This is a genomic window from Sulfuricurvum sp. RIFOXYD12_FULL_44_77 (assembly GCF_001830725.1).
Taxonomy (GTDB): Bacteria; Campylobacterota; Campylobacteria; order Campylobacterales; family Sulfurimonadaceae; genus Sulfuricurvum; species Sulfuricurvum kujiense_A.
Window position 1 is genome coordinate 1 of record NZ_MIBU01000272.1, and the last position, 17,344, is coordinate 17,344.

Below are 17,344 nucleotides of genomic sequence, written 5' to 3' on the forward strand. Positions count from 1 at the left end.
AGTTTCTCTTCACTTGCCGTGCTCCCTTTTTCTACCCAGCGGGTTTTAGTGGTATCGACCCGCTCTACTTTAACACTAACACCATCCTCTTTTTTAACCCAGATGACCTCTTCTTCTATAGAGGTGATTCGTCCCCTCTCACCGTTATAATAGTTCCATGCATTGCGGGTAAAGAGGATTGGAGCACCCACTTTCAGAGCCAAAACAGACTCGATGCGACTCTCGATCATAAACCGCTCCACATCGCGTTCCTGCATCTTTTTATCATGGAGTGTGACATAAGTCTCAACCTCGATAATCTCACCGTTTAGATGTTCCAACTGAGAGCGGTTATGGTTTTGGGCACTAATGTTTTTCCCAAACAGCAGGGTCATCGTGCTCATATCTTCATTCAACGGTTTGATTAGTTCTTCGAGTGCTTCGTGAGCTTCATCATCGAGACGGGCATGGCGTACTTTTTCGAGTAGGCTCAAAAACTCCGCTTCGTGGGTACGGAATGACCCCTCCAAGTGGAGTGTTTCAAAGCCCAGTCGCTCCCAGCTCGGTGACTCAAACGCAAAATAGATCGGTTCATTCCCGCGCGTCACGGGTGGAAGCTGTAAAAAATCCCCGACTACGATGACCCGTCCGCTAAATTCTGCTTGGAGCAGACGAAGCCGTATCATATCCAGCAGTGGCGCACCCACCATCGAAATCTCATCGATAACAATGATCTGCATCGAGCGGATAAGTTTGATGATTTTTTTAGAGGGGTCGAGTTTGCCGTTACGCTCTAGCTCTTCTTGAGAATTAGCAATCCCCAGATCGAAAAAGCTATGGAGGGTCTGCCCCCCGATCAGCGTCGCCGCCATCCCCGTCGAGGCGAGACGGGCAACCGATTTTCCTTTTTGCACGGCATCCTCGATGAGCGCGCGGGTGAGGGTCGTTTTCCCCGATCCCGCACCGCCGGTGATAAAGAGATTGGAGGTTTCTAAGATCTTTAACGCGGTTTCAATCATCCCTCCAACCGCCCCAACATCTCAACCGACCCTTTGTCAAACTTCGAGAACGCAAACCACTTTTTACCCAAATCTTTAAGACTTGCCCCAATATGGTATATCTCCTCCTCATCGAGAATTAAAAAGCGATCATGCGAAGCAGAAAACTCTTTGATCTCTATGGGTGGATATTGAACATTATGTTTTTTAAGATCTAGTGAGAGTTGCGAAGTGATTGTTTTGGTGTAGATCGTTGCTCGGCATCCATCGATTCGTTTGGATAATAGTACCAATACACTCTCATCGACATAATTATCGATGAGGACGATAGAGCGTTTGGCACTTTTGATTAAATTGCTAGCAAACACATAAGCATCAAAAATTTGGTTCTCATAAAATATCCCGTGATCGGGTTTGAGCTCTTTGGATTCTATAGCGTTAAAGAGTTCATTGAATTTTTTATCGGATTCTATTTTGTGTTCCATTTGGATACTTTCCAATCGATCAAGGCGTTGAAAAAGTAATCCGTTTTGAGAAAAGAAACGACGCATCTCAACAAAAGCTCTCATAATTTTTATGTTGATTTCGATAGCAATTTTATTGGTCAAAACACCCGAAATACTTGCGACCCCCTGCTCGGTAAAAACATACGGCAAACTTCCGCCCAGATGGCTTTTGGAGGGTATCGCATTTTGCGATACCAGTGTATCGATCTCCTGATTGGTGAGCTGAAACATAAAATCTTCAGGAAATCTATCAATATTACGTTTCACCTGTTCTCGAAGACGGATAGGTTTGACCCCGTACAACTCCGCTAAATCTCTGTCCAACATCACCTGTAAACCACGAAGGGTGTAAATCTTGTTTTGGATGGTGTGTTCATCTATAATAGAAATTTCATTCATAGTTATAGCTTTTCGTGATCGCGATAATACTACCGATTATTTTTCCAAATATTTTATTCTTCATCTACCGCTTGAACTTCTTTTGTTTTTTTCAATCGTCTAGACTTTCTAACTGGAGCTTTAATATCTTTTGCCAATGCTTGTACTTCTTGAATAAATCGTTCTTTTGTTTCATCCGAATTATATTCATAGGCATCAATAATTTCATCCACTGTAAATACTCGTTTTTTTAATCCATATGCTAAAAATCCTCTTATGACATTCAACTTATCATTTAGTCTATTTTTATCAATATGCGATCTATTTTTATCACCACGCGTAAAAGTAGTATAAATTTCATCAGTTAAAAAAGGTCTTCTTTCAAAACTAATTCCTATATCTTTTGGAGCAAATTTTTGTGCTAACTGTACAGCCAATATTTCATTTTTTAAAAGAACTATCGAATCTTTAAGATTAACAATATTATCAAATGTAGTTCTATAAATAAATGCAAATATATCAACAAATGCAAATTCACAAAAATCAAATTTGCAGTTTATTATGTTACAATTTTTTATTTCTATATCATTCAATACTGAATACGAAAAGTCAATATCATACATTTCAATACTTTTAAAATCAATTTTCTTATTTTTATTTTTTGTAATAATTCCTTTAAAATAACCACCTGCCCAATTTGGAGTACCTATACCATACATATACATCCAATCTTTCATCATCTCAAAAAACACTTCAGGCGTATTTATCATCCCATTAAAAAAGAGACGTTTTTCAATATCCGTATGTAAAATATTCCCAACCAATAGTGCTAACCATTTATCGATATTATGAGGAGCGCGATTCAACCGCTCATTTTCAATTTCGACAACTTCTCTGTCAAACAATGCTGTGTGAAAGTTCGCTTTGGTTGTTAAATACTCTTTATTCGATTCGAGAATCGTTTTTGCCAATATAATAATCTTCTCTATCTTTCCTTCGTCAATACACCAATCTTTTATCAATTTTTCGGGATAAAACGTCGAATTACTTAGAGGAACTTGCTCAAGCCATGTATAATATAATCTATTACATCGCATTTTCTTATTATGCTTTTCGGTAGCCAAGGATGCCATCAATGGGAATAAAAGTTTTCTTTTTTCTATCTCATTAGGCAAGCAGCTGTCTTTTAATAATTGCAACAACTCTTTAAAAAAGATAACCGTTTGTTCTGTTGGCTCTCCTAAATTTAAAAGAACCCTCGCATCTTCCGATTTTACATCATCATCCAAAGCGTACTTGATAAAAATTTTCAGATAATACTCTGCAAGTAGCATTTCTGCAAAAGACTGGTGCTGAAAATGTAAAAGATCGTCTTTTGCCCCAAAATAGGAGTGAGACAAAAATTTTATATTCGAGGCATTATTACCTTTGTTCTCTTCCAATACTCTATTATCGTCGTCATTAATTTTTGCCCCTTCCAAGACCCTAAAAATATCGGCTTTTCTGAGCGTCCCCTGCTTGCCTTGCTGTTTTTCATACATCCATAACGCCGCAATAGCATGCAAAATATTTCGTGATTCGATTTCGTCTTGTAGATTAAATTTGCAATCGACATCATTCACATGCTTCGCATCCTTTGTTAGAAGATTCAAAAATGAGAGATACACTCCCGTTTTCCCAATCGTCGAGAAATCAACATTGTTGACAATGAGCTGATAGATCATATAAGCAAAAATCGGTCGTTTTAATTCCTCGTCCGTTAGCGTTCTATTTTCTATAAGCAACTTATGAATGTCTACTAGATAGCTATCGTCTTGAATACTTGCAACGATACGTTCTGTAAATGAATTCGTCTGTATCGGTTTTTTATTCAGATAATGTTTTAAACTGTCTCGCACCCAATCATTGAATTGATCTTTTGTAAATCCGTGTACAGAAATGAAATACTGGTGATGGTTTTCATCTGAGTATGGTTCATGTTTTTTGATTTGTGATTCCAAGCCATCGTCAAACGGTCGTGATGTGATAATGATTCTATTCTCTCTAAAGAGCACCGGATCAATGCTTTGAATATCCTGCACTGAGTTGATAACATTTTCAATCGCATATTTATTGAGTTCTCCACTCTCATCTAATGAGTCAATTAAAAATGCATATTTTCGCTTTTGATCCTCATGAATGTTAAAAATATCAATCCCATAATCTTTTCGCATAAAGTCTGCAATTACTCCCCCTTTCGCGCCAGACTGATAACTAGCAAAATTTCTCAGATTGAAATAAACGGGAAAGTACCCCTCTACCGTTTCGACATAATTTTGTGCCAGTTTCGATGCATATTGTCGTAAAAAGACCGATTTCCCTTTACCGAAGTCTGCAATGATAAACACTATTTCTCTGAGTGTCGGTTTTTCTTTAGAGCTGTAGTATTTTTCGATCAGTTCTTCTACCGAAGATAACTTATTTTCTTCGTGTTCTATTTGTGACAATTTAACATATTCAGATGGAAATAAATTCGTTATATTTTCAAATTTTCCGTACGTTTCTTCATATTTCAGGTCTTCATCTTCTTTAAATCCAATTTTCCGAAGTGCAAACATATCTGAGAGAAATTCTGCTTCACGTTCATTGAAAAGGTATTTTTTGACCGCATCGGTATGTTTTTTGTAATCTTCTTCTCCGAAGCAAGAGACAATAGTACCCGTGATATTTTCATTAAAATGTTTGACAAAAGTATTGTATTCTTGATTCTCAAAACCGACGGATAAAAGGGTTTCTCGAATCGTATTTTTGGTAAACTGAACTATCGGATGATATTTCGGTTGAAAAATAGTTAATATATTTTTAGCATCAAACGTCGCGATAGTTTCTTCAATCTTCTGTTTTATCTGTTCAATATTGACTTTGTTCTTATTTTGATAATCCTCTCCAAAGACTGCTTCAATAGAATTCCCTGCTTGTAAAAGCGATGCTTTCAGATAAATCACTGAGCCAAAATCTTTTAGTTTGTCTTTTGTAATTTGTGCAAAATATTGATCGATATATTCTTTACCGAATAATTTAACCAATACACCTGCAACCCCATTTGCATTTTCTAATGCATCTTGCCCATTTTCTTCAAATGATTTTTTTACAAAACCTGATAAAGTTTTTAACGCATCAGGAATAATACTTACTATATTTTGAATCTGTTCTTTTTTTATCATAGATATATCTCATCCTTATTGGAACAATTAAATTTAAAAAGTGTTAAATGATGATAATACTTTATGTCTTTTAAATTACTAAATATCAAGATGATCTTTTATCTCTATCACTCGCCCAAACGAAGTCTCCATCATCATAGGTACAATCCAAAGCACCTCATACGGCGGTTCATAAGGGGGAAACTTGCCATCTAAATCGGTGAAATAGAGCAAGAGTTTCGGCTGATTCATCCATGTCTCAATCAACTCAAATACAGGTCTAAAATCAGTTCCCGCACCGCCGCTGAGAGCATAGGTGATTGCTTCTCCCCGCTCAAATGTCTCATAGGAGCGGATTCGATCATCGCAGACGATCAGATCGATCGTATAAGAGCCGAACAGTTCCGTGATCGACTCGACCTCACTAATAAATTGCGAGAGTAGCACCTCATCGACCGATCCCGAACTGTCAATCGCAATGGCCAACTCCAAATGGCGCGAATGTACCCCCGGCAGATAGACACCGTCATACAGGAGCTTTTTACTCGGAGGGATGAGGGTGTAATCGCTCACATAATACCCCCCAACCCTCTCGCGCAGTTCACTACGCCAATCGATGAGAGACTTTTGTTTCGGTTGGATCAGATGATGGATCGCTTCGCTGAAAGGGTCTGATTTCTCCAGCGCCTCTTCGGAGCGTTTCTCTCGCTGGGCACGGGAGAGTTTTTCATCCAGCCCCTCATTATCTCGCCCTTCATCACTGTCACGGTCGTTTTGTTCCTGATCTAAAAACTCTAATGAAAGCTCATGATAAATCTCTTCGGCACTAAGATTGCCAAACCGCTTATCATAGGTGATTGCAAGAGGCGGTGTAAAGCCGCTCTCGATCAGCAACGTATTAATCGCGTAATCACACGCCATATTCCATAGCCATGGACTGCGGTTCCCCCGCCTATGCGTATGGCTCAACGCCTCATGCAAAGCAGAGTTACACAAAGCAAACATCCGCTCACCCTCACTCAGAGATTCCATGTACCCCTCACGATACTCGAACCGCCCCTCTCGAGTGGCAAAACTCTCGATGTTATCGTTGACGACACTCTCCATACCGCTCGCGATGGTACCGAAATACGGATAATCGAGGAGTAATTTAGCTTTGAGAGGAGAAAAATCGATCATAGCAGATACGCGTACGCCTCAACCCATTCGCCAAACGCATCCAAATGCTCCATCGCGACACCCTGACGCTGGAGGTCTTGGACGATGAGAACGGCAAACTCATTTTTGAGCTTCAACGTATAGCGCAACACATGAGAGAGTGCCTCTTCGTTTGGAGTCTGCAATAGTCGTGATACGAGGACATTGGAGAGGGCATAAAGGGTAGAGAGTTCACTCGGAGCCTCACACTCTTCGCCGCGCAAAATCGCATCCACATTGGGGAGGTTATCCATGATTTTACAAAACCCCAGAAAATCGACCGCCGCATCTTCCCCCACCGCTCCGCTGATCGCCTCAAGAAGGAGATTCTGAGGCAAAGGGCTTTGGAGGATTTTATGAACCGCTTCCCAACTGCGCGGCGTCGCAAAACTGCGGACATTTTTCAGAGGATCAAATCCAAACAGTGCGCTGTTTTTAAACCCGATATAGGCAATTAGGCGGGGGTCAATGCGCGATTTTACCGCCCATTCCCGCCAATCTAGTGCACTCACCTCCATCTCGATATGGACGAATCGGTTGGCCAGCGGTGAGGGGAGACGATAAACGACCCCGCGATCCCCCTCACGATTTCCCGCCGCGACGATAGACCATCCATCAGGGAGAATATACTCCCCCACCTTACGATCGAGTATCAGCTGATACGCTGAAGCCTGTACGGCAGGGGCAGCGGCGTTGAGCTCATCGAGAAACAATATCCCCTCCCCCTCACGCGGTAAAAACGACGGCGGCGCCCAGAGTGCGGTATGGGACTCTTTCTCATAAAATGGAATCCCTTTAAGATCGGTGGGATCGAGCAAGGAGAGGCGCAAGTCGATGCACTCGAGATTTTTCTCCGAGGCAATCTGTTTAATGATAGAGGATTTCCCGATCCCAGGTGCCCCCCACAAAAAGGTCGGAATCTGCGATTCGATGAGAGATTCTACCGTTATTTTCGCCTGTGAACTGCGCATCAGAACCATCCTATATTATGAGTTTGTATGTGTTTTCCAAAAGTCGGGTTTGTTTTCACCGCCCTCTCAAACCGTCGATCGAGTGAGAGCTGATAGAGGGTTTCGATCGGTGTGGCCATATTCGATGCAAGTGCCACTAACACGTCAGCATCAGTGCTTGTAGCAAGTAACTCCAGCTTATCATGAGAGAGTGAGGGGTTGGAAGCGAGAGAAGCGGAAAATTCTCCCCTCTCAAAGAGGTGATCCAAAATTTCTCTCAACGTAATAGGGTTCGAAGCGAGCGTTCCTGATATTCTATCATCATTTAGAGAATAGAGTTTTTGTTGCATCGCGGGTGTGAGGCTCGGATTCGCTGCCAAATTCACGGCATAATTCTCCAACAACCGCCCGAAACGATCCTCATTCAGTAGTGTTTTCGATGCTATTAAATGGGGATATGCACTCTCTAACTGCAATGCGCCCTCTCGTGAGAGTGTAGCGTTTTGAGCGAGCAGTGAATTGAGCTCTTCATTTTGAAGTGCCAATAATTCGCTCTCTAGTGCCAACGGCTCCCGATGAGCTAACAAACCCGCCCTCTCCTCCAACAACAGACGCAAAATATTCTCCTGCGTATCGGGGTGAAGTGCAATCGCATCCAATACGCCGATCAAAGAGCGATCATTGGAATTCTTGATTTCATTGGCTATAGGGGAGAGTTCCGTAATGGCATGAATCAATTCTGGGTTTCCATACCGCTCGATCAAATGTGCTAATCCGCTCATCGCATACTGCACGTTATGATTGCGATCCAAATCGACGTAAAATCGTCCGATTATCGCTGCCGTCACATCACGATTGGCGTCATTATCAAATAGCCCCTCGCATCGCCAATCGTAGAGTTTGAGGAGTTTAAAAAAAAGTTCATCGGTAATGTAGGGATTTTGGAGGAAATCGACGAGTCGCTCCTGATTGCGAGAGAGTTTGAGACTCATCAGCAATCGATTGGGCTCGATGGAGCGGCATAACCACTCTTCGACACTTGAAAGGTCCACGATCGGGGCACGCTGCGTTTCATAAAGACGTGCAGACTCCCCCTGCTCGTAAGGATTCATCATCCGCCCCTCGATAATGAGGGCAACATCTTCGCTATAGCTCTCTACACGGGTGATTTTATGGAGTTTGAGGAGGGTATCGAACTCATCAGAGTTGAGTGCACGGGTTTTCCCTAACAGTAAAACCGACTTTCCGCTTAATACTTCATAGTTCATAGGGCGTATTATATTCAGAGACTCTAAAAAAACTCACACAAAGGTATAATGACGCCAATAGTTTAAAAGGATTTTAACGATGGATGAACTTTATGAGGGAATCGCCGCTTATGACGCGGGAGATTTTACCAAAGCCTATGAGCTTCTCTACCCATTAGCCGCCTACAAACGTGATTCTGAAGCACAATTTCATATGGGGATGATCTATTTTTACGGCGAAGGGGTAGAAAAGGATATCGATAAAGCGATGGAATGGTGGAAGAAGGCTATGAAAAGCGGTCATGTCGATGCAGCCTATCGGCTCAGCGAAATTGCTACATCCACTAAAACAACATTTTAAAAAATCCGAACATAATATGCTACAATGTAACTAAAATATAAAAAGGTTTGGGTTCATGCCGAACGCATTAAGAGATGAGTGCTTTATTCTACAAGAACCGTTAGTTCAACATATCAAAAAATATGATTATCGACTAAAACGTTATCAGATCAATTATTCTATCGTTCTTTTGCGCTGCTATGATGATGTGAGTTTTAGTCAATTATCCAACTGTGTACGTCAGACTGACCGTTTGATTACTTTGGACCAACATACATGTGCAATCATTTTTGACTCTACAAACACTGAAACAGGCCAACTGGCTGCCAATAATTTTTTAGCACATTGTAAATGTACGTTTTGTTCATCGCAATTCTTTACATCTATTGTCAATGCGAATCAATACGACGATATTGACACAATGGTACCTGAATTATTTACACAATTGCATGACTCCATTGAAAACAATAGAGCGGAACTAAGCAGTTAATCATGATTAATACTCTCAATCAACATCGTCAAAACTTTCAAGAACAGTTGATTGCAGAGATTACAGAGTTCCATTACCGCTTTATTCGTTATCATACGAAATATTCGATCGCACTTGCCTATATTTCTGAGGAAAACGGTGATTTGAGTCTCTGCTCCAAACATCTTCGTGAAAGTGATATTCTCATCTTTTTCCAAAAAAACTTTTGCGCCATTATCTTTGACAATACGAACGAAGAACAGGGGATTAAAGCGGCAAACAACATCCTCTCACGCGTGCAAGATCTTTTCTTTGCAAAACACTTCTATATGACAGTTATTACTGCATCTGACGAGTACAGCGAATTTCAAATGGTTCATGATGTTTTTGACCTCATGACTTACGCACTTGAGCATAATATGGATAATCTCGTAGTAGATACTTCTCAAGTGATCCAGCATAAACAATTACTTTAAGAAGCCAAAACTCTTTCGATTGAATACCGCATATCCTCATCAAGGCTATCCATATTTCCTAGCATCCACGTGAGATATCCACGATCTGCATCAGCAATCTCGGTGAGTGTTTTACCTTTGTATTTTCCGAACTTCAATGGACGTGTATAAAACACGGGAGTTTGAGTCAGCTCAACCATCTTATCTATCGGATTGACCCCAGCAAAGCGTTCCTGCAACCGTTTTCGAAGTTCAGTAAGAAAAAGTTTCAATACCAAAACATCTCCGATGGCATCATGCGCTTTCACTTCGATGCCGAGGGCATCTGCTTCAGCTTGCTCTATCTTATATAACCCAAATCGATAGCGAAAATACTGCAAACGATGAGACTCTTCGTCATCAAACAAATGTCTTGCACATCGCAACGTATCAATGAGACGCATCTGTGACGTAAAACTCTCTTTAGAGAGCATCCCTAAATCAAATGGAGCATTATGGATAATAAGGACATTCTCGGCAGTATTAAGCTCGGACAATGTCTGAAATGCGCGAGTCTCACTGCACAATGCCTTCCCTTCGATCATTTCAGGGGTAATCCCATGCACTTCCATAGCACCGTATCCGATAGGAATCGGAGCTAAACAAAGATCGTTATACACTTCAACGCTCTTTCCGTCCAGTACCATAAATCCGAGTTGGATGATGCGGTCTTCCTCTGAGGCTCCTGTCGTCTCCGTATCAAGTAAAACGTACTTTGCCATTAATACTGATTGTCTTCGTCTTCAAGATCAAACTCATCGTAATCGTCTTCGTCCTCATCCTCTTCATCGTCATAAAGGTCATCCTCTTCATCCCCTTCACCCTCACGCATGGAGGTGAGTTCGGTATAAAGTTGTTCTGCCTCTTCTTCGTCGATATCGCCGCTGTTAATCTCTTTGAGAAGATCTTTATATTCATCACGAAGCGCTTGCATATCTTCAAGCTGTGCACGCTCTTCAACTGTTGCATCTTTTTGAGAAGCGATCGATTCAAAAATATCGTCGATGTGTTCTTCCACATCCGGGATCAACTCGTTTTGTATCAAATGTTTTAATTGTGTAATATAGGCCATTTTTAATCCTTAGGACATGAGATTTGCATATCTCATTATACTTCAAAAATATGACAATATACCAAGAGGAAAGAAGATGTTTATGAAGAAAAGGTTGAAATTTGATTGATTTTGAAGAAGAAAAATAGATGGTGCGGACGGGGGGATTTGAACCCCCACACACGTAATGCGCTACCACCTCAAGGTAGTGTGTCTACCGTTCCACCACGTCCGCGTAAAAAAAAGAAAGCGATCAGCCGAAGCTGACCGGAAGAAAAGGTCGAACCTTACGCAGCCAAATATGGGTTAGCGTAAAGAGCGATAAGAGCGATAACAAGCGTATAAATAACTTGTGCTTCGATCATAGCAAGAGCGATGAACATAGTAGTCATCAATTTTCCGCCAAGACCTGGGTTACGAGCTGTACCAGCGATAGTTGCAGCAGCAGTGCTACCCATACCGATTGCTCCACCAAGAGCAGCCAAACCAAGACCAACACCCGCAGCGATCATAGAGTACGCTTTCAATGTTTGGTTTGCAACGTCCGCAGATGCAGCAGCTACAGCTGGTGCCGCTTCAACAGCGCCTTCAACAACCGCTACCGCTTCTTCAGCACCGAATACTGAAGCAACAAGAGCGAGCATAAGAAAAAGAACTTTTTTCATAAGTAATCTCCGTATTTAAATCAAAGTCCGTTCGGATAGTATCCCTACTTATCACTTTGTGGGTGGAATTATAGTTTTAATGAGCTAAAAAATTACTTAGCTCTCCCTAGCCCGATTTTATTACCTTTAAACTCGACGATCTCTACCATCAGTTCATCCCCCTCACTCACCGCATCGCTTACACGGCTAATGTGTCCATCAGAGAGTTTAGAGATATGGATTAATCCATCCACTCCCCCCGGAAGTTCGATAAAAGCGCCGAAATCGACAATCTTTTTCACTTTTCCTTTAACGACATCGCCCACTTTGTATTCCACTTTCTCAACCGGAGTTGCACCGCTAACGATCCCTTCGATGTGATCACGTGCCCCGCGAAGTCCGTCACGGTTTTTCCCTGTCAATTTAACAGACCCTTTTTTCTTATCGATATCAATCGTTACGTCGAAACGCTCGATAATCTCACGAATCGTTTTACCCGCTTGTCCGATAATATCTCCGATAAAACTCGGATCGATATGGAAAAGATCGGTACTCGGTAATGTCCCTTCGTTAAGCTCGATGTTCTCTTCACTGCTTATCATAATGTCAATGATATGGGCTCGTGCTTTGGCCGCTTGATAGAGTGCTTCTTGGAGAACATCCAAATGGATACCGCCGAGTTTGATATCCATCTGCATTGCGGTAATCCCCTCTTTCGAGCCCGCTACTTTGAAATCCAAGTCACCGTCATGGTCTTCAAGACCCATGATATCGGTCAAAATCGCATGGTGCGAACCCTCTTGCACCATCCCCATAGCAACACCTGCGATAGGATCGGCCATCTCAATGTCTCCTGCACGAAGCGCCATATAGCCGCCGCATACGGTAGCCATGGATGAAGAACCGTTCGATTCCAAAATTTCAGAAACAAGACGAATCGTTTGTCCGTTACGGACACAGGCACCTTCTAATGCTCGCTTGGCGAGATTGCCGTGTCCCAATTCACGACGGCGCGGCGCACCGATCGGTGATGGCTCCCCGACACTAAATCCCGGAAAATTGTAATGAACCATAAACGCTTCGTTTTGGGTGCCGCTGTCGGTAAGGTTCTCAAACATCTGCGCATCTTTCATCCCACCCAGAGTCAAAATAACCAGTGCTTGGGTTTGTCCACGGGTAAAGAGAGCTGAAGCGTGTGCGCTCGGAAGTACATTGGTCTCGATTCGAATCGGACGTACTTCATCGAGTGCGCGACCATCAGCTCGCACTTTTTCATCCAAAATTTGGGTACGTACCATTGTTCTTTTCACCGATTCGATCGCTTTTTTCAACTCATGCTCATTCCACTCCGGCTTTTCACCCATAATGGTTTTACGAATCGTGCGTAATGCGGTAGAACGTTCTGTTTTCGCCATTTGGCTAATCCCGCGCTTGAGATCTTCGGTATGGTTTACACGAACATACTCCATCATCTCTTTGTTTATTTCACTGATGACATACTGAAGTTCAAACGGTGCGGATGCGAACGGTTTAAATGCAGCCTCATACGCGCTGTTCGATTCAAACAAAGCCTCTTGTGCTGAAGCAAGAACACGGATCAACTCATCTTCGTGCATCGCATTGGATACTCGTACAGGAATGGCGGGGACACTCATTGCAGGATCAACCATCGGATCAATCATACCAATCTCGAGGATTTCCATCTCATCGCTTCCGAGTGTTTGCATCTCGATCATGAGCATATCATCTTTGCTTCCAGCCAAATACAGATCAAGGGTGCTTTTTTCGAGCTGGCTGCGTGTCGGATTAAAAACGATCTCTCCATCGATTTTACCGACACGTACCGCACTCACCGAATTAAAAATATCGATATCCGATACATAGAGTGCTGCTGACGCCGCATTAAGTGCCAATACTTGTAAATCAGCCTCTTTATCGGCACTTAAAACCATAACCGTGATTTGGATCGGGTTTGCGAACCCTTTTGGGAACAACGGACGAAGGGATCGGTCGACAATTCGTGATGTCAATGTTTCAAAATCGCTCGGTTTGGTTTCACGTTTGATAAATCCGCCCGGAAATTTTCCTGCAGCGTAACTTTTCTCAATATACTGAACCGTAAGCGGTAAAAAATCCTCATCGACAAAATCGGTCTCATCAACAACGACCGTTGCTAAAATAACGGTATCTCCGCATTTGAGCCAAACGGCTCCGTTGGCTTGTGCTGCGACTTGATTAAAAGCATACGCTTCGGTTTTATTTTTTAACTCTAATTCAACGTTGTAATTCATCTCTTCTCTCCAATATAGTCTCTATAGTTTCTTCGTCTACCGTCTCAAATTCGTGGTAATAATACCCCGTATCGATATAGTCTTCGATCTCTTGAAGGCAAAATACCCCATCTACAATCGGGTCCAATGCTTCTACAACACTGGTGGGCATAATCGGTGCCGCGACGTAGACCGCTTTGGCTTTTTGAGCAAATGCCGTTTTGATCGCACACATCAATTTTAACCCTGTCTCACTCCCCTCATCAATCAGAAGTATGTTTTTCCCCTTCATCGATTTGAAATGTTCTCCTTTACGGTATTGATAAACCGCACTGAGAATTTTTTCTTCGTGTTTGCGCGTTGCCTCGCCGTAAATATAATCCACCTGTATCTCAAACGAATCGACAAGGGCTTGATGGATAACAATCTCTTCAGTCTCACTCACCCTTGCCAACTCACATTCCGGATTTTGGGGAGCGGTGATACTGGCAGAGAAAATAAAATCTATCGGTAATTTAAGACGCTTATTCATCTCTGAAGCGATTATTAATCCTCCAGACGAAACAGCAATCAGATTCCACCCTTCACCCTTCATCCGATCCAGAGGGAGGAGTTCTTTGAGCTGCGAAGCGGCATCAGAACGGTCTTTAAATAAATAACGTTGTATTCTCATATTATTTTGCCATCGAAGCAGCACCACTCAAATATTTAAGATCGTTGTCGATAAATCTCAGGCCTAATCCTAAGAAAATATTTTGTGATTGCGGATTGAGAAAGTTATCCCATCCGCCGTAAAGTTCAAGATGTTTAAGCATTTGATACCGTACTTGAGCCTTAAGATGGGCACGTGTTCCACGAATATCATTGACAGCATTAAAATCAAACGCTTCGGCACTGAATTTCAACCGATCATGATCCATAAAATAATCGACTCCAACTCCACCGGTTGATTCGATTGCTCCAAATCGTAATAACGTGTTATCAAACCGTTTTCCGTATTGGAGAGAATAATAGGTTTCTCCTTTGATATTTTTGCCCGGAGGATTCGTGTCGTATTGGGAATAATCATCGGTACTGACTAAATCAAACATATAATAGGTTTCGGGGTTTGGGAGGTAAGTTACCCCTAAATAGACTTTTCCATATTGATCCCGCATCATATAATCTGTGTGCATGGCCACTTGCAATTCACTGGTGGTAAAGTTGCTCAACATTGAATCTATTTTACCGAATGCCTCTTCTCCGCTTTTGAAAAACGAGCCCGCATTTGCAATCGTCTCTTTCAGTGAAGACCTATTTTCGGTGAGTATAACACTTACATTATCTTCGATTTTGACAAACTTATCAACCGCTTCGGGAAGTTTGTTCTCTAACGAACCGCTAATGTTATCTAAACGTGCCGTCAAAGAGTTAATACGTGTCATAATCGCCGGAAGGTCTTTATTGACCGTGTCGGCACTCTGCGCAAATCCGGCGGACATCGCTCTGAAATTGATGATCGCTTCATGAAGGTCTTCACGATTATCGACAATCACTCCATCAAGATTAACTCCTACATTTCGAAACGCAATAATCATCTCTTGGATTGCAGCACGGTGTTCATCATCAAGTGTTGAGCGAAAATCTTTCAGTAAAAGTTCTAATTCTTTAGCAGCAGCATTTACCGAGTCACTGGTTTGATCAAACGAAGCATACCGTTTAGACTGTGACAAAACTCCCCCAGATGACAAAAAGGCTGTTGAATCCCCAACAACGATATTAATAACTTTCGAACCCAAGAGTGATTCTTGTGCAACAATAACGGATGAATCATCCGGAATTTTCACATCGTTATTAACCATTAAGGTAAGTTTAACCCGCTTCCCTTCAATCTCGATCTCTTCCACATCTCCGATGGTAACCCCGTTCATTAAGACATGGGTATGTTTTTCGATACCTGAAGCATCTTCGATATACGCTTCTACCGGATAACCTTCGCTTCCCCATTTTCCGAGAGACGTTACCTGCGTTGATAGAAACAATAATGCACCTAACGCCATCACGACAAAGAGACCGATTTTAGCTTCCAGTTTCATACGTAATCCCCTCTTAATTACCGGTGAGTTTATAATCGAACTCTGCCCCACCGATCGGTTTTAAAATTATGCTAATAAAAATATATGAATCTTCGACGGAATCATTCGCACTGCTGTTGGTTAAAACCGGCCGCCGATTTTGAACGTATCGGATTCCAAGGTCAAAACACCGTTGCGAGTACAATACTCCGATTTCATTCCGTTTTAGTAACGCTTCCGTGTAATCGTAGGCGATATTACCAAAGATTTTATAGTTACGATTATACTGATACGCAGCATCTGCCGTCCAATAAGAGGCATACACCGCACTATTGTTACGAAGCTGATCGGTATAATAATGACTCAGTCCGGCACTCACAACTTCACCATTATAGCGAAGTGTATTTTGCTCTTTCGTGATTCGATTGCGATCATGATTAAAAGCCGTTTGATTATAAAACGAGATAGTACGGGTGATCATCCACTCCAGCTCATTTTGCAATTCACCGTAATAGCTCCCTTGGTCATCGTAACGGAAGTTTTGTGAGAGTCGATCTACTAACCATTGTGACCCATTTTCAAAAAGATAGTTATTGATTCCTAATGAGAGCGTATCACTAGGAGCGGAGAGGGTATAAAACTCACATGCTGCTCCGGCATACGTTCCGGTAATATCACAAGAATCCCGATACGTTTCATAGTAGCCATCATAATAACGGCTCCCCGCAGAGGTATAGCTGGCAAACGGGTTGATAACATGGGTAATGTTGTTGTCATACGGCTTAACGAGCGTTGAGCCGATACTGATCGTATGATCGAGTTGAGCGTATTGTCCCGGTTCATACATCCCCTCTTCAGCAGGACGTTCAGTCGCATAAAACCCTATCACTTTTGCAGAAGTGTTCATAGTATAGCTAAGATCGATATACTCTTCAAATAAAGAAGTTTGAAGTGTCAGAGGGAGATTAAAATTCCCCTCAATCGCCCTTTTTCCGTTCGCTCTATAATAGTGTGTCGCTGTTGCATCGCCGCTTATCAAAAGGTAGTCGTCTAAAAAATTTTCCAAATAACGGTGATAATGGAGCGTCGGTAACGTTTGAATCGTCTCGTCATTGCTCTCAAAGTTCAAATATTGATAATGTTTAAAATAGGTACCGAGATAGTTATCTTCACTGTTGTAATAAGCATTTATCTGTGACATTACCTGATTTGAGGTAACATTTTGGGTTTCATCACTCTGTTGCAGATTCAGATAATCGACATCATTCATCCATGAACCATCGATAAAAAGCCCCGATTCTCCCTCTAAATCCGAATCAAACCATTCACGCAAAGGGGCACTATGCCGGTAATTAATATCATACCCGTAATGTTTAATATGGGCTAAATCATTTTTCAGAGCGTATTCACTCTGTTCCTTAAAATACCCCATCCGAATGGAGCCTTGAGAAGAGGGGGTATCGATAAAACGAAAATCAGAGTAGATCCCCGATCCCCGCATTGTACGGATTTGAGGGCGAAGCTCTAAATCCCACCAGTTATGCGGAGCAAAATAGATCGGCTGCTGATAATAAAACCCTTCCGA

16 protein-coding genes and 1 tRNA gene are annotated in these 17,344 nt (G+C 42.0%); 3 read left to right on the top strand and 14 right to left on the bottom strand.

Features of this window, described 5'->3' with window-relative positions; translation table 11 throughout:
* The 6 genes from A2517_RS09820 to A2517_RS09845 all read right to left on the bottom strand — a co-directional run.
* The coding region (locus A2517_RS09820) for an AAA family ATPase (RefSeq protein ID WP_294896542.1) at positions 1-998 on the bottom strand (998 nt) is incomplete at its 3' end.
* Positions 995-1,882, bottom strand: coding sequence for an ORF6N domain-containing protein (locus tag A2517_RS09825; protein ID WP_294896544.1), 888 nt, complete (start codon positions 1,880-1,882; stop codon positions 995-997). The genes A2517_RS09820 and A2517_RS09825, both read right to left, overlap by 4 nt.
* Positions 1,883-1,935: 53 nt before the next feature.
* A complete protein-coding gene (locus A2517_RS09830; RefSeq protein ID WP_294896546.1) occupies positions 1,936-5,064 on the bottom strand; it encodes an NACHT domain-containing NTPase in 3,129 nt (1,042 codons plus the stop codon).
* Positions 5,065-5,142: 78 nt separating this feature from the next.
* A complete protein-coding gene (locus A2517_RS09835; RefSeq protein ID WP_294896548.1) occupies positions 5,143-6,222 on the bottom strand; it encodes a VWA-like domain-containing protein in 1,080 nt (359 codons plus the stop codon).
* The gene (locus A2517_RS09840) at positions 6,219-7,211 is read right to left on the bottom strand and encodes an AAA family ATPase (RefSeq protein ID WP_294896550.1); all 993 of its coding nucleotides are present in this window, start codon (positions 7,209-7,211) and stop codon (positions 6,219-6,221) included. The genes A2517_RS09835 and A2517_RS09840 overlap by 4 nt, the downstream gene beginning before the upstream one ends.
* Positions 7,211-8,458 (bottom strand): hypothetical protein, encoded by a 1,248-nt coding sequence (locus A2517_RS09845; RefSeq protein ID WP_294896552.1) that lies wholly within the window; start codon positions 8,456-8,458, stop codon positions 7,211-7,213. The genes A2517_RS09840 and A2517_RS09845 overlap by 1 nt, the downstream gene beginning before the upstream one ends.
* A gap of 79 nt (positions 8,459-8,537) precedes the next feature.
* Here A2517_RS09845 and A2517_RS09850 point away from each other — a divergent pair, with 79 nt between their 5' ends.
* From A2517_RS09850 to A2517_RS09860, 3 genes are read left to right on the top strand one after another with little or no spacing between them, the layout of a single operon-like run.
* On the top strand, positions 8,538-8,798 hold the full coding sequence (locus A2517_RS09850) for a hypothetical protein (protein ID WP_294896554.1): 261 nt from the start codon (positions 8,538-8,540) through the stop codon (positions 8,796-8,798).
* A gap of 55 nt (positions 8,799-8,853) precedes the next feature.
* Positions 8,854-9,267, top strand: a complete 414-nt coding sequence (locus A2517_RS09855) for a hypothetical protein (protein WP_294896556.1) — start codon at positions 8,854-8,856, stop codon at positions 9,265-9,267.
* A 2-nt stretch (positions 9,268-9,269) separates the two neighbouring features.
* Positions 9,270-9,722, top strand: a complete 453-nt coding sequence (locus A2517_RS09860; protein ID WP_294896558.1) for a hypothetical protein — start codon at positions 9,270-9,272, stop codon at positions 9,720-9,722.
* On the opposite strand, the gene A2517_RS09865 is transcribed toward A2517_RS09860, so the two are convergent.
* The 8 genes from A2517_RS09865 to lptD form a co-directional block, all read right to left on the bottom strand.
* On the bottom strand, positions 9,719-10,462 hold the full coding sequence (locus tag A2517_RS09865; protein ID WP_294896559.1) for an exonuclease domain-containing protein: 744 nt from the start codon (positions 10,460-10,462) through the stop codon (positions 9,719-9,721). The genes A2517_RS09860 and A2517_RS09865 overlap by 4 nt on opposite strands.
* Positions 10,462-10,812 carry a hypothetical protein gene (locus tag A2517_RS09870; RefSeq protein WP_294896560.1) on the bottom strand — a complete coding sequence of 117 codons (351 nt, stop codon included), beginning with the start codon at positions 10,810-10,812 and terminating at the stop codon, positions 10,462-10,464. The genes A2517_RS09865 and A2517_RS09870 overlap by 1 nt, the downstream gene beginning before the upstream one ends.
* 129 nt (positions 10,813-10,941) lie before the next feature.
* Positions 10,942-11,026: transfer RNA gene (locus tag A2517_RS09875), tRNA-Leu, on the bottom strand.
* A gap of 52 nt (positions 11,027-11,078) precedes the next feature.
* The gene (locus tag A2517_RS09880; RefSeq protein WP_294896562.1) at positions 11,079-11,456 is read right to left on the bottom strand and encodes a F0F1 ATP synthase subunit C; all 378 of its coding nucleotides are present in this window, start codon (positions 11,454-11,456) and stop codon (positions 11,079-11,081) included.
* Between the two features lie 92 nt (positions 11,457-11,548).
* The gene (locus A2517_RS09885) at positions 11,549-13,726 is read right to left on the bottom strand and encodes a polyribonucleotide nucleotidyltransferase (RefSeq protein ID WP_294896564.1); all 2,178 of its coding nucleotides are present in this window, start codon (positions 13,724-13,726) and stop codon (positions 11,549-11,551) included.
* Positions 13,710-14,378, bottom strand: a complete 669-nt coding sequence (locus A2517_RS09890; RefSeq protein WP_294896566.1) for a phosphoribosyltransferase — start codon at positions 14,376-14,378, stop codon at positions 13,710-13,712. The genes A2517_RS09885 and A2517_RS09890 overlap by 17 nt, the downstream gene beginning before the upstream one ends.
* Position 14,379: 1 nt before the next feature.
* Positions 14,380-15,780 carry an MlaD family protein gene (locus A2517_RS09895; protein WP_294896568.1) on the bottom strand — a complete coding sequence of 467 codons (1,401 nt, stop codon included), beginning with the start codon at positions 15,778-15,780 and terminating at the stop codon, positions 14,380-14,382.
* A gap of 13 nt (positions 15,781-15,793) precedes the next feature.
* The coding region (gene lptD / locus A2517_RS09900; protein ID WP_294896570.1) for an LPS assembly protein LptD at positions 15,794-17,344 on the bottom strand (1,551 nt) is incomplete at its 5' end.

Coding starts and splice junctions, on each gene's coding strand:
- A2517_RS09880 (WP_294896562.1), bottom strand. CDS start 11,456: ATGAAAAAAGTTCTTTTTCTTATGCTCGCTCTTGTTGCTTCAGTATTC.
- A2517_RS09895 (WP_294896568.1), bottom strand. CDS start 15,780: ATGAAACTGGAAGCTAAAATCGGTCTCTTTGTCGTGATGGCGTTAGGT.
- A2517_RS09870 (WP_294896560.1), bottom strand. CDS start 10,812: ATGGCCTATATTACACAATTAAAACATTTGATACAAAACGAGTTGATC.
- A2517_RS09830 (WP_294896546.1), bottom strand. CDS start 5,064: ATGATAAAAAAAGAACAGATTCAAAATATAGTAAGTATTATTCCTGAT.
- A2517_RS09890 (WP_294896566.1), bottom strand. CDS start 14,378: ATGAGAATACAACGTTATTTATTTAAAGACCGTTCTGATGCCGCTTCG.
- A2517_RS09860 (WP_294896558.1), top strand. CDS start 9,270: ATGATTAATACTCTCAATCAACATCGTCAAAACTTTCAAGAACAGTTG.
- A2517_RS09855 (WP_294896556.1), top strand. CDS start 8,854: ATGCCGAACGCATTAAGAGATGAGTGCTTTATTCTACAAGAACCGTTA.
- A2517_RS09845 (WP_294896552.1), bottom strand. CDS start 8,458: ATGAACTATGAAGTATTAAGCGGAAAGTCGGTTTTACTGTTAGGGAAA.
- A2517_RS09825 (WP_294896544.1), bottom strand. CDS start 1,882: ATGAATGAAATTTCTATTATAGATGAACACACCATCCAAAACAAGATT.
- A2517_RS09850 (WP_294896554.1), top strand. CDS start 8,538: ATGGATGAACTTTATGAGGGAATCGCCGCTTATGACGCGGGAGATTTT.
- A2517_RS09885 (WP_294896564.1), bottom strand. CDS start 13,726: ATGAATTACAACGTTGAATTAGAGTTAAAAAATAAAACCGAAGCGTAT.
- A2517_RS09835 (WP_294896548.1), bottom strand. CDS start 6,222: ATGATCGATTTTTCTCCTCTCAAAGCTAAATTACTCCTCGATTATCCG.
- A2517_RS09865 (WP_294896559.1), bottom strand. CDS start 10,462: ATGGCAAAGTACGTTTTACTTGATACGGAGACGACAGGAGCCTCAGAG.
- A2517_RS09840 (WP_294896550.1), bottom strand. CDS start 7,211: ATGCGCAGTTCACAGGCGAAAATAACGGTAGAATCTCTCATCGAATCG.